Annotated in this window: 10 protein-coding genes and 1 pseudogene; 8 read left to right on the forward strand and 3 right to left on the reverse strand. The window is 39.8% G+C overall.

All coding sequences use genetic code 11. From position 1 onward, the window contains the following. Positions 1–130: 130 nt before the first annotated feature. Positions 131–631, forward strand: a complete 501-nt coding sequence (mug, locus tag MUW56_RS22130) for a G/U mismatch-specific DNA glycosylase (protein ID WP_292015240.1) — start codon at positions 131–133, stop codon at positions 629–631. Between the two features lie 21 nt (positions 632–652). On the opposite strand, the gene MUW56_RS22135 is transcribed toward mug, so the two are convergent. Next, a complete protein-coding gene (locus MUW56_RS22135; protein WP_292015464.1) occupies positions 653–1,120 on the reverse strand; it encodes a DNA-3-methyladenine glycosylase in 468 nt (155 codons plus the stop codon). A 257-nt stretch (positions 1,121–1,377) separates the two neighbouring features. On the opposite strand from MUW56_RS22135, the gene MUW56_RS22140 reads away from it, so the two are divergent. Further along, the gene (locus MUW56_RS22140; protein WP_292015241.1) at positions 1,378–1,809 is read left to right on the forward strand and encodes a hypothetical protein; all 432 of its coding nucleotides are present in this window, start codon (positions 1,378–1,380) and stop codon (positions 1,807–1,809) included. Positions 1,810–1,857: 48 nt separating this feature from the next. Here the strand turns inward: MUW56_RS22140 and MUW56_RS22145 are convergent, their stop codons facing one another. Continuing rightward, positions 1,858–4,029 carry a DPP IV N-terminal domain-containing protein gene (locus tag MUW56_RS22145; protein ID WP_292015242.1) on the reverse strand — a complete coding sequence of 724 codons (2,172 nt, stop codon included), beginning with the start codon at positions 4,027–4,029 and terminating at the stop codon, positions 1,858–1,860. A gap of 13 nt (positions 4,030–4,042) precedes the next feature. Then, a complete protein-coding gene (locus MUW56_RS22150; protein ID WP_292015243.1) occupies positions 4,043–5,437 on the reverse strand; it encodes an aminopeptidase P family protein in 1,395 nt (464 codons plus the stop codon). 103 nt (positions 5,438–5,540) lie between these two features. On the opposite strand from MUW56_RS22150, the gene MUW56_RS22155 reads away from it, so the two are divergent. The 6 genes and pseudogenes from MUW56_RS22155 (at position 5,541) to MUW56_RS22180 (ending at position 12,092) form a co-directional block, all read left to right on the forward strand. Further along, positions 5,541–6,503, forward strand: coding sequence for an AraC family transcriptional regulator (locus tag MUW56_RS22155; RefSeq protein ID WP_292015244.1), 963 nt, complete (start codon positions 5,541–5,543; stop codon positions 6,501–6,503). 94 nt (positions 6,504–6,597) lie between these two features. Then, the gene (locus MUW56_RS22160) at positions 6,598–7,515 is read left to right on the forward strand and encodes a dihydrodipicolinate synthase family protein (RefSeq protein WP_292015245.1); all 918 of its coding nucleotides are present in this window, start codon (positions 6,598–6,600) and stop codon (positions 7,513–7,515) included. A gap of 5 nt (positions 7,516–7,520) precedes the next feature. Continuing rightward, positions 7,521–9,002, forward strand: coding sequence for an aldehyde dehydrogenase (NADP(+)) (locus MUW56_RS22165; RefSeq protein ID WP_292015246.1), 1,482 nt, complete (start codon positions 7,521–7,523; stop codon positions 9,000–9,002). Positions 9,003–9,018: 16 nt separating this feature from the next. Continuing rightward, a pseudogene (locus MUW56_RS22170) lies at positions 9,019–10,005 on the forward strand (4-hydroxyproline epimerase); the annotation flags it as partial. Positions 10,006–10,013: 8 nt separating this feature from the next. Further along, on the forward strand, positions 10,014–11,279 hold the full coding sequence (locus tag MUW56_RS22175; RefSeq protein WP_292015247.1) for an FAD-binding oxidoreductase: 1,266 nt from the start codon (positions 10,014–10,016) through the stop codon (positions 11,277–11,279). A 318-nt stretch (positions 11,280–11,597) separates the two neighbouring features. Further along, a complete protein-coding gene (locus MUW56_RS22180; RefSeq protein WP_292015248.1) occupies positions 11,598–12,092 on the forward strand; it encodes a GNAT family N-acetyltransferase in 495 nt (164 codons plus the stop codon). Positions 12,093–12,188 lie beyond the last annotated feature (96 nt).

The following is a 12,188-nucleotide window of genomic DNA, read 5'->3' on the forward strand; positions in this document are numbered from 1 at the left end:
GGCTTAATGATTAGTGATAGTCTTAAGCCATTTTTATTTGAAGTACAACATGTATGGATAAGACCAAATATCGCTATATTGCTGAATAGATAAATGTCCTACATCTATTTCCATTTTATAGATATTACTTATGTTAGCAGATATAATCGACACCGACCTCAATGTGATTTTTTGCGGAATAAATCCAGGTTTAAAATCGGCAGGCGACGGCCATCATTTTTCAGGAAGAAGCAACCGCTTCTGGAAAGTCCTTCATCAATCTGGTTTTACTCCCTATGAGATGGAAGCTGCCAATGACACCTCTATTTTGGATTTCGGATATGGTCTTACAACTGCTGTAGCGAGAGCAACATCCCGTGCTGATGAACTTTTAAAAGAAGAGTTTGATCATTCTCTTGAGATTTTTAAAACAAAGATAACCGGGTTCAGGCCTAAGTATGTTGCATTTTTTGGCAAGGCAGCTTATAAGGCATTTTCCAAAAAGAAAGAAGTTCTGTGGGGGCAGCATCCTGAAGACTTTTGTGGTGCCCGGGTTTGGGTTTTGCCTAATACCAGCGGATTAAACCGTGGATTTAGCCTTGATGATCTTGTTACTTCTTATCGTGAATTTTACCTGGCTATTCAGGGATAATTGAAAATTACATTTTTAAGCTTATACTTTGTTGGGCTTGCTTACATATCTGTTATTCTTCACAAAAAAGCGCCAGGGCAGAAGGGCATCTTCCTGTGCATAAGCAACGCCAATACGGGGCGATGCTGTAATTTCCTCAGGATTATATTGAATTCCATGATCCTCGATCCAGATCTCATTTCCGGCCAGGTCTTTTTTGTTAAAAGATTTATCAATTCCTAATGCTTTAGCTAAAGATCCGGGACCTGAAGAAATAGCAGCTTTAGAAGCGGGCATATTTCGCCTGCATTCCATGATTTCTGTTCCGACCAACGGATCAATACCACGGATCAGCACCGCATGAGGTTCATCCTGCACAGAAGTTACAATATTAAAAAGATGATGAATGCCATAGCATAAATACACATAAGAAATACCTCCATGGCTGTACAGCGGTTCGGTTCGGTCAGTACGCCTGCCTCCATAGGCATGAGACGCTTTATCCTGTATCCCAAAGAAGCTTCCGTTTCTACAATAACACCGGCTGTAATATCGCCAGCAATCTCTGTAAAAAGAACTTTTCCCAACAGATCCTGGGCCAGAAAAAGAACGTCTTGATTAGAATAATAGGAAAGTGGTAATTTCAAATCACTGATTTTTATAAGTCAACAGATCAAAATTAGCAATTATAAAAAATAACTTCCTAATCTTTAAACACATTCTTACTACATTTGGGAATTAATTACCTGCATTATTTAAACAAAAATATGATGAAGTCATGTAACCTGATCCTGCTCCTGTGTACTTTTTGTTGGGCTACACTGTCATTCAATGTTCCTTTTCAGCAGTCCTACAAAAAAATGATTGTTGGAAAATGGCAGCCCGTACTTTCAACAGCTGACGGAATTGAAGCTGACGGAAAACGAACGGTGCAAAGTAATTCTAAATACAGCAGCAATGATATTATGCAGTTTAATGCTGACGGTTCTATTATCGATGGTGGACAGCTTTATTTCTCATATTCATTAGATCCTGATGATGATAAAATCTTATCTTTATTTGAAGGGGGCCATTATGAGAGAAAATTTGAAATAGCTCAATTAGATAAAACGACAATGAAAATTGTCATGAAAGAAACAGACAAGTACAGGGGAGAACCCTTTCATGTAATCTGGACCATTATATTTAAAAGAAAGTAAACAGTCCTAAATAAAAAAGTCCCACATTACGGTGAGACTTTTCATAGATTATCTTCCTCCCGGAGGACAATGTTCTTTTAAATATTTGGTAAACATAGTAGCCAGATGCAATGATGTTCCCTCTCCTTCATCAATGGAATGAGTACGGTTTGGGTAGGACATTAGCTGAAACTGTTTGTTGTATTTTACCAGTTCGTTGATGTATACTTCCGTATTCTGGTAATGCACATTGTCATCGCCTGTTCCGTGAACGAGTAGAAGATTTCCTTTTAAGTTTTTAGCATAAGCGAGTGGGGAACCATTGATAAAATCTTCTCTGTTCTCCTGTGGAAGCCCCATATAACGTTCCTGATAGATATTGTCATAGAATAACTGATTGGCAACAGGAGCAATCGCAATTCCGGTCTGGTAAATATCCGGATACTGTCCTAAAAGGTTCAGTGTGGAAGAGCCTCCGCCGCTCCAGCCCCATACAGCAACCCTTGAAGTATCTGCATACGGCCATTTTGCAAACAGAGCTTTTGCTCCCATGGCCTGATCACGGATATTAAGCTGTCCTATTTTACGGTAAACGGATTTTCTCCATTCACGTCCTCTTGGAGCGGGTGTTCCCCGGTTTTCAAGGGAAACATATAAATAACCGTCTTCAGCCATATCTCCGATATATAATCCATTCCAGCCTGTGTAGAAACTGTCTGTTACAGTTTGCAGTGCAGGTTCTCCATAAACCGTGAAAACAACCGGATATTTTTTATTGGGATCGAAATTTTTAGGTTTTACAACCCATCCGTCCAGAGTAACTCCATCCTGGGTCGTAATCTGGAAGAACTCTGCTTTAGACTTTGCAGGATCTGCTTTTGCCACGTTTTTAGCAGCTACCAATTCTTTATGATCAGGAAGTGATATCACGGCTCCGGCTGAGCGCGCATTTACACTGCTGTTATTAAATACCGCCATTTTTCCGTTGGGTGATATTGCATATTTGTTAGAACCGGGATAGGCATCGGGAGTTATTCTCTCTGCTTTTCCTCCGTCCAGGCTTACCTTGTATAAATACTGTTGGGCAGCATTTTTTGGTGAAGCCGAGAAGTAAATAAGTTTGTTGGGAATATCAAAAAACTCCGGCTTTATCACATCAAAAGCATCCTTTGTGAGCAGTGTTTCTTTTCCGTTCAGGTCTATTTTATAAATATGCCTCCATCCGTCTTTTTCAGACAGCCACAGGAATGCTTTACCATTGCTGATCCAATCCCATCCGCTTGGATCATTGTCATTCCAACGGGATTTTATATCAATCCATGCAGGATCTGTTTCAGTATAAATGGCTTTACTGCTTCCGGAGTTGGCATCAGCAACAATAATTTTACTTTGGTTTTGTTTTCTGTTCAGCTGTTGCAGGATAATGGATTTGGAATCCTGTACCCATTCCATTCTCGGGATATAGTTTTGTACTTCATCACCCGCTATATCAGCCTTCTTAGAAGATTTAGCGGCTAAATCATATAGCCAGATGCTGCATCCGGAAGGATTTTCCCCAGCTTTCGGATATTCTACAGGAACGGTAAACGAATACAAGCTATCCGTATTATTGATCATCAGGAAATTTTTAGTGCTGCGTGCATCCAGTTTCCAGTAAGCAATTTTACTTCCGTCCGGAGACCATCTGAAACCATCCTGAGTTCCAAACTCCTCTTCATATGCCCAGTCGAAAGTACCATTAATGATTCGGTCAGTACCGTCATTGGTAATTTTATTTAACTGATTGTTGGTAAGATCTTCAATATAGATATTGTGTTTAGAAACATAGGCTACTTTTTTGCCGTCCGGAGAGAACTTTGCAAACATAAGGGAAGATTCCGGTAATCCTTTTCCAAGCTGTATAAGCTTTTTACTGTTTTTATTAAAGATCCAGTAGTCACCCCGTGTATTATCCCGCCATACTTTCTTAGTATTAACAAAGAGTAATAGGCTTTTCTCATCCGGAGATACCTGAAAACTCTGTACCTTCAAAGCTGCAGAACTTCCGGAAGGAATTAATTCGCTGTTACTTAAAAAAGTCTGATTTTTTCCGGGATTCAGCAAATCAACGATTTCGATCCCGTTTTTAGTAAATGCATAATAAGCATTGCCATCAGGTGTCCATTGTATTTTTTGTGCGGCCAGCGGCGATAAACACAGGAAGCATAATGCGATATAAATTAGTTTTTTTATCTCTCTCATATAAAGTATCTGGTTAATCTAAATGTTCTGTTCTGTAATTTTCTATTTCCGCAGCGGTTTTAATCAGTCCATTCCCTAACAGCCTGTATCCGTCATTGGTGATCAGGAAATCATCTTCAACACGTACTCCTCCAAAATTCCGGTATTCATTTACTTTATCATAATTAATAAAGTCCGCATTTTTATTTTCAGCCTGCCATATATCGATCAATTCGGGAATCATATAAATGCCTGGTTCAACTGTTACCACAAATCCCGGTTCTAAAGCTTTGCCTAAACGTAAAGATTTAAGTCCGAATGTTTTGGTGTCCTTTGGCTCTTCTTCGGTATAACCTACATACTGTTCTCCCAGATCCTCCATATCATGGACATCCAATCCCATCATATGTCCCAGTCCGCACTGAAAAAATAAGGTATGGGCATGGTTTTTCACCGCTTCTTCAGGATTCCCTTTCATTAATCCGAGGTCAACGAGGCCTTCCACCAGATATTGAGAAGCTTTCAGATGGATATCCCTGAATTTAACTCCCGGTTTCAGAAGATGCTGGGCATTATTAAAGGCATTCAGAACCACCTCATATATTTCCTTTTGTTTTGTTGTAAACGTCTTGCTTACAGGAAACGTTCGGGTTAAATCACCTGCATATCCCATCGCCGTTTCAGCTCCGGAGTCATTAAGGAAAAGATCACCTTCTTTCAGGGTATTAAGGCGGTAATGATTATGAAGTATACCTCCGTTGATGGTAACAATAGGAGGATAGGACATCTGGCATTCTTTATTTCCCGCAAGATGCTGGATAGCGTTGGCTATTTCATATTCTTTAACACCCGGTCCTGCCATACGCATCGCCAGCAAATGCATTTCATTAGATACATTCACCGCCTGTTCTATCTGTACTATTTCCTGAGCTTCTTTTACAGAACGTTGTTTTACAATCGCCCTGATCATTTCAACGGAAGGCTGTAATTCTGCTATTTTAATTCCAAGAAGATCACCCAGCAAAATTTTATTGGAAGACTGGTAGGGAGGAAGGTAATGTACTTTTCTGTTAGAAGCCTGTACTTTCTGAATATACCGGGCAAGTTCTGCATAGGGTAAAGTTTCCTGTACACCGGATTTAATACTTTTCTCTTTCAGCGTTTCCTGCCTGCCCATCCATACAATATCATCTATACTTAATTCATCTCCGAAAATAATCGTTTTATCTTCATCGATGTCGATGATGGCAGCAATTCTGGGCTCCTGAATCCCGAAATAATATAAATAGGTACTATCCTGGCGGAAATAATAAGGATTGTGTTCAAAGTTTACGGGATTTTCTATATTTCCTAAAAACAATAAAACGCCATTGGCTACACTGCCTTTTAATGCTGCTCTTCTTTCCTGATAAGTTTGTGCTGAAAACATATGATAACTGCTGTTTATTTAAAGGTTTAAAATTACGATTTTGTACTGTTCGCTGTAGATTTATTCATAAAAAATAAACGATATATAAAATTGGGATTTTAATATGACATCCAATGTTTATATTTTGCTTAAATTCGGCAGTATTTTAACACATTCTATTATCTATCACCGTAAAGTATTGATCGATATGAAAAGTATTCAGTTTTCAGTACCTGCAGACACCAATAAAAGCATCCGTATCCAGGAAGATATGATGCCTAATTTCTATCCTCATTTTCACCGCCATACGGAAACTCAGATCATGTGGATCATTAAAGGACATGGAACTTTGGCTATAGAACAAAACCTTTTTAATTTTGAATCGGGCGACATCTTTTATCTGGGAGCTAATCAGTCCCATGTTTTTAAAGGTGATTTTAATACAAATGAAAAGCATACCGTTCATTCTGTGTCTATTTTCTTTGATCCTTATAAAAAGATTTCAGCCATTTTTGATCTCCCGGAATTTGAAGAGCTGAAAAATTTTATCGCTAATTCCGAAGTGGGCTTTCAGGTAGCTTCAGAGCTCAAAGCCGAAGTAGGGAACCATATCAATGCGTTAAAGAAATTAGCGGGTATCGATCAGATGGTGAGCTTCATCAGGATCCTGAATCAATTGATGCAGAACCGCCATCTGCATATTCCTTTATCGGCAGAGAAAAAATTACCTAATCATATTTCCGATAATGACAAACGCATTATTGATGCACAACATTATATTAAGAAAAACTTTGCCCAGAATAAGTTAACCCTCGATGCTATTGCCAAAGAAGCCTGTATGACCCCGCAAGCTTTTTGCAGGTCCTTTAAAAAACGTACGGGTATTACCTATATTGAATATCTCAACGATTTACGTGTTCAGCGGGCATGTAAACTGTTAACATCTTCAAACATGTACAATATCTCGTCGGTTGCCTTCAATAGTGGATTCAACAGCTTAACCAATTTCAACCGGGTCTTCCGGTTAATGATGAAAGACTCTCCAAAAGGGTATCTGAAGCGCTATAAAGAAACAATTATGGAGTAAAAACCGAAGCATGTTAAAATATGGTTAGAATTCATTAAAATATTAACACTTACAGGATTGAAATTCCGGTAGTTTTGGATAAATATAATTTAATATGAGTACAAAACTTAACTGGGAAGGTATTTATCCAGCTGTATTAACACCTTTCACAAAGGAAGGGGATATAGATTTTGAAATGTTCGCTAAAAATACTGAAGCTCAGATTAAAGCCGGCGTCCACGGAATTATCCTTGGAGGAACATTAGGAGAAGCAAGCGCATTAGAAACAGAAGAAAAGTTCAAACTTTTACAATATGCAAAGGAAATTACAAACGGAAGAATTCCTGTTATTCTCAATCTTTCTGAAAACACAACAAAAAACGCAATAAATTTCGCGAAAAGCGCAAAAGAAATAGGAGCAGATGGATTGATGTTGCTTCCACCCATGAGATATAAGGCAGACAGCCGTGAAGTGGTAGAATATTTTAAAGCGGTGGCAGCAGCAACAGATCTTCCCATCCTTATTTACAATAATCCGGTTGACTACGGGATCTATGTAACACTTGACATGTTTGAAGAGCTTATTGCCTATCCTACGATTCAGGCCGTGAAAGAATCTACCAGAGATTTGGCCAATGTGACCAGAATGATCAACCGTTTTGGGAAAAGAATTAAAATTCTTGGGGGAGTCGATACCATTTGCCTGGAAACTTTAATGCTTGGAGCTGACGGTCTTGTTGCCGGTTTGGTAGATGCATTCCCCAATGAAACAATGGCCATGTATAATCACGTTAAAGCCGGAAATTATGATAAAGCAGTTGCCATTTACAGATGGTTTATGCCTTTACTGGAACTGGACATTCATCCTAAACTTATTCAATACATTAAGCTTGCAGCCACTGCAGAAGGAATAAGCAGTCCTTATGTGAGAGCTCCAAGACTGGAACTGCATGGTGCCGAAGCCGAAAAAATTAATAAGATTATTTCGGATGGTATCGCTAACCGCCCGGCTTTAGATGAACATCAGAAATAAAAGCTATGATTGAAGAAACATCAAAAGAAAGTATTGATCAGAGGATTCAGATGGCAGCTGATGCTTATCAATTCCTGAAGAACTCTACGATAAAGGAACGCGCCCGGTTTATGAACGCGGTTGCGGATAAAATTGAAGCCCTGGGAGAGGAACTTTTGGCGACAGCCCATGCTGAAACGTCATTGCCTCTGGCAAGACTGGCAGGTGAAAAAGCCAGAACAATAGGCCAGTGGAGAAGTTATGCAAAGGCAGTGTCGGCAGGAATGTATACAGAAGCAAGGATTGATCTTCCCCAGCCCGAAAAACAGAAAGGAGACCTGAGGAAATACAATATCGGAATAGGTCCCGTAGTGGTTTTCGGGGCCAGTAACTTTCCCTTTGCATTTTCTACAGCAGGGGGAGATACAGCCAGTGCCATGGGTGCAGGAAATCCTGTAATTGTAAAAGCACATCCTGCTCATCCCAAAACGTCGCAGATAATGGCAGATGCTATAACAGATGCTGTAAAAGAGTCAGGATGGCCGGAAGGTATCTTTGGCCATGTTACAGGAACATCTCATGACATCGGCGCTTATTTAACGAAACATAAAGACATCAAAGCAGTAGCATTTACAGGTTCATTGAATGGGGGAAAGGCTTTATTTGATATGGCCAATCAGCGTGAGGAGCCTATTCCGGTATTTGCAGAAATGGGCAGTATCAATCCTGTATTTGCCTTTGAACATTTATTGGAAAACAGGGCAGAAGATCTCGCAAAAGAATATGGATCTTCTCTAACATTGGGTGTCGGACAGTTTTGTACCAATCCAGGCGTTTTTGTTGCATTAAAAGGAGAAAGCCTGAACAGGTTTACCCGTGCATTAAAAAATGAAATTCCGGGTATTGCTCCTGTCAACATGCTTCACAAGGGTATTTTTGAAAACTTTGAAAAACTGAAAAATATTGCTTCTGCGCAATCAGAAGTGGATGTCATTGCCGAAGTGAATGCAGAGGCAAATGAATGGCAGGGACGCGCGATTGTTACAGAAACGACAGGAAAGAATTTTATTAAAAACAGCATGTTAAGTGAGGAAATTTTCGGACCCTTCGGTATAATCGTAGCCTGTGAAACTCCTGAAGAAATGCTACAGATTGCTCGGCAGTTGAAAGGGCAGCTCACCATAACCGTAGCAGCTACGGATGAAGACGTTCGCCAAAACATTAAATTGATTGATGTTTTGAAAGATAAATGTGGCAGATTTTTATTCAATGGAATGCCGACTGGTGTAGAAGTGGTTTATGCCATGCAGCACGGAGGACCATTTCCTTCTACAACTGATGCGCGTTTTACTTCAGTAGGACCGGATGCTGTCAAACGGTTTGTTCGTCCGATTTCTTTTCAGAACTGGCCGGATGAATTTTTACCCGAAGAATTAAAGAATGCAAACTCACTGCAGATCAGCAGAATTGTTGATGGTGAAATTCATTCAGGATCATTAAAATTATAACCAAGATGAACAGAACTTTTTTTGTATAGATTCCCATACCTGTGGCTGCCCGGTACGCCTCGTTGCAGGCGGCGGACCCATCCTGAAAGGAAATTCAATGATGGAACGCCGGCTTCATTTTATGAAAGAATATGACTGGATCCGCAAAGGATTGATGTTTGAGCCCAGAGGACATGATATGATGAGTGGCAGCATCCTTTATCCTCCAACTGATGATGCTAATGACATCGGTGTTTTATATATTGAAACCAGTGGATGCCTTCCCATGTGCGGACATGGAACTATAGGAACCGTAACGGTTGCTATAGAAGAAGGTTTGGTTGTTCCAAAGGTTCCTGGAAAATTGAGACTTGAAACCCCTGCAGGCCTGGTTCTGATCGATTATGTTCAGGAAGGAAAAAAAGTAAAGTCGGTAAAGCTAACGAACGTTAAATCTTTTCTTTATGCTGAAGATTTAGAAGTAGACTGTCCGGATTTAGGATCTATAAAAGCAGATGTTGCCTACGGCGGAAACTTTTACGGGATTATTGATCCTCAGGAAAATTTCGGAGATATTTCCGACTTTACCGCAAGTCAGCTCATTCATTATGGAAAGATTATCAGGAGATTACTCAATGAAAAATACAGCTTTATTCATCCCGAAGATGAAAATATCTTTGGTCTGAGCCATATCCAATGGACAGGCCAGCCTACAGATCCGAAAGCCAGCGGAAGAAATGCTGTTTTGGTGGGTGAAAATGCTTTAGACCGCTCTCCTTGCGGTACAGGAACTTCGGCGAGAATGGCTCAGTGGTACGCAAAAGGAAAACTAAAAGAAGGAGAAGAATTCATCCACGAAAGTTATATCGGGTCTCAATTTATCGGCCGGATCGAAGGAACAGGCTCTGTTGCCGGAAAATCAGCTATTATCCCTTCGGTTGAAGGCTGGGCAAGAATTACAGGGTATAATCATATTATTATTGACGATGAAGATCCTTATTGGTTAGGATTTCAGGTGATGTAAGTAAACAAATGACACAAAATAAAGGAAAAGCACTTGTTATCGGTGCAGGAATCGCAGGACTAAGCTCTGCATACTACCTCTTGCAAAAAGGCTGGCAGGTAGAAATTTTAGAACAAAATGATCTCACCAACAATTGCTCCTATGGCAATGCAGGAATGATTGTTCCGAGTCATTTTACGCCATTGGCCGCGCCCGGGGTTGTTGCTCAGGGAATCCGTTGGATGTTCAACAGTAAGAGTCCGTTTTATGTAAAACCCTCATTAAGCCCGCAATTGATATCCTGGGGATTGAAATTTTTAAAACATTCTAATCAGCAGCATGTAGACCATTCAGCCTCAGCAATCCGGGATCTTAATATAGTGAGCAGCCATCTTTACAATGAACTCGCAAAAAAAGAAGAATTCGATTTTGAACTTACTCAAAATGGTATTCTGATGCTTTATAAAACAGAGAAAGTAGCAGAGGAAGAAATAGAGCTTGCCCATACAGCCATTGATCTGGGGCTGCCTGTTGATATTTTGGATAAAAAAGGAATTCAGAACTTGGAACCCAATGCTAAACTGGATGTCATTGGCGGAATCAATTATAAGTGTGACGGTCACATGAATCCGGTAAAATTAATGACGCAAATGATCTCATATCTCAAAAATAACGGCGCTGTTTTCCATACTCAGCATAAGGTGACAGGATTTGAAATAGAGGGAACAGCGATTAAAGCTGTTATTGCAAACGATAAAAAATTTACAGCGGATCAGTTTGTGATGACCGGCGGCTCTTTTCTTCCCGAATTAGCTCATAAAGCCGGTATAAAAATCCACCTGATGCCCGGTAAAGGATATTCGTTTATGCATAACCCGGAAAATCCCGCAAACAGGCTGGAACATGCTGCATTATTACTGGAAGCCAGGGTAGCCGTAACACCCATGGGCGGACAAATACGTTTTGGCGGCACAATGGAGCTCGCTCCTCATCGTGATAAAAAGAATATGAACAGGGTAGAAGGCATTGTACAGTCGATTCCCAACTATATGCCGGACTTCCGGGTAAAACTTCCCAAAGAATCCGATATCTGGTTTGGCTACAGACCTTGTGCACCTGACGGGCTCCCTTATTTGGGACAGTCTGCCAAGCTGAAAAATCTGATCATCGCAGGCGGCGGTGGAATGATGGGACTCAGTCTGGGACCAATTTTCGGAAAAACAGTTTCTGAAATTGCAGATGGCCAACAACCATCGGCGGATATCAGGATTTTTAATCCTGAGCGGTTCAGTTAACATGACTTATAAAACAGTATATATAAACAACAACTCTTTTAGCAATAAGTCTCCTGAAGGTTACCTTTTGTTAAGCTTTTTGCATTATTATCCTGCAAAAATAAAGAACATCCCGCCACTGATGACGCACCATCAAAGAATTCTTTAGACTCTAATAGGTACATATAATTTAAATGTTGAATGTTAATTTGGCTTAATGATCAGTAATGATCTTAAGCCATTTTAGCGATCATCCTGTTTTTTGTCACCGTTTCTTATTTTATTGATGTAATTTTAGTGACTCATTTCAAATTGCAATATTATTATTTCCTAATTCTTATGTACTATAAAGACGACACAATCATTATACGTGAATTTACTCCCCAGGAATTTGATCTGTTTTCATCACTTTTTGAGAATGTAAATGTTACCCGTTACCTGCCCTATAAAACTCCTGATGAATATAAAGAGATGTTTGAAAAAGCATTGGCAGATTATAAAGACGGCCCCTTCAGCAGATGGGGAATATTTAATGCTGAGAATAATGAGTTTATAGGAATGTGCCTGGCCAGAATCTTCCTTGATTATCCGAGCCAGCTCGAAATCGGGTATACATTAGGGGAAAACTATTGGGGAAAAGGTCTTGGAACCCGGGTATGCAAAGCACTTGTTCAATATTGTCTTTCATTAGATAAGAATAAAGATGTGGTTGCGGTAACCGATCTGGATAATATCGGATCACAAAAAGTTCTCACCAAGAGCGGTTTTAACAGAATCGAAAATCTGATAAGAGAGGATAGGGAACTGGCTTATTTTGTATTGCAGAAAAATTAAACCGACAGAAGGAAAGAGAATTGACAATTTATTTATTAATAATTGTTCAATACTTTATAAACCACCCCGAGAATTCTTAGTCCTTCAATTGCAATA

The sequence above is a fragment of the Chryseobacterium sp. genome (genome assembly GCF_022869225.1).
GTDB lineage: Bacteria > Bacteroidota > Bacteroidia > Flavobacteriales > Weeksellaceae > Chryseobacterium.

Bases quoted from the DNA above. Each gene is read 5' to 3' on its own strand.
- mug (WP_292015240.1), top strand. From the start codon at position 131: ATGTTAGCAGATATAATCGACACCGACCTCAATGTGATTTTTTGCGGA.
- MUW56_RS22140 (WP_292015241.1), top strand. From the start codon at position 1,378: ATGATGAAGTCATGTAACCTGATCCTGCTCCTGTGTACTTTTTGTTGG.
- MUW56_RS22145 (WP_292015242.1), bottom strand. From the start codon at position 4,029: ATGAGAGAGATAAAAAAACTAATTTATATCGCATTATGCTTCCTGTGT.
- MUW56_RS22150 (WP_292015243.1), bottom strand. From the start codon at position 5,437: ATGTTTTCAGCACAAACTTATCAGGAAAGAAGAGCAGCATTAAAAGGC.
- MUW56_RS22155 (WP_292015244.1), top strand. From the start codon at position 5,541: ATGACATCCAATGTTTATATTTTGCTTAAATTCGGCAGTATTTTAACA.
- MUW56_RS22160 (WP_292015245.1), top strand. From the start codon at position 6,598: ATGAGTACAAAACTTAACTGGGAAGGTATTTATCCAGCTGTATTAACA.
- MUW56_RS22165 (WP_292015246.1), top strand. From the start codon at position 7,521: ATGATTGAAGAAACATCAAAAGAAAGTATTGATCAGAGGATTCAGATG.
- MUW56_RS22175 (WP_292015247.1), top strand. From the start codon at position 10,014: ATGACACAAAATAAAGGAAAAGCACTTGTTATCGGTGCAGGAATCGCA.
- MUW56_RS22180 (WP_292015248.1), top strand. From the start codon at position 11,598: ATGTACTATAAAGACGACACAATCATTATACGTGAATTTACTCCCCAG.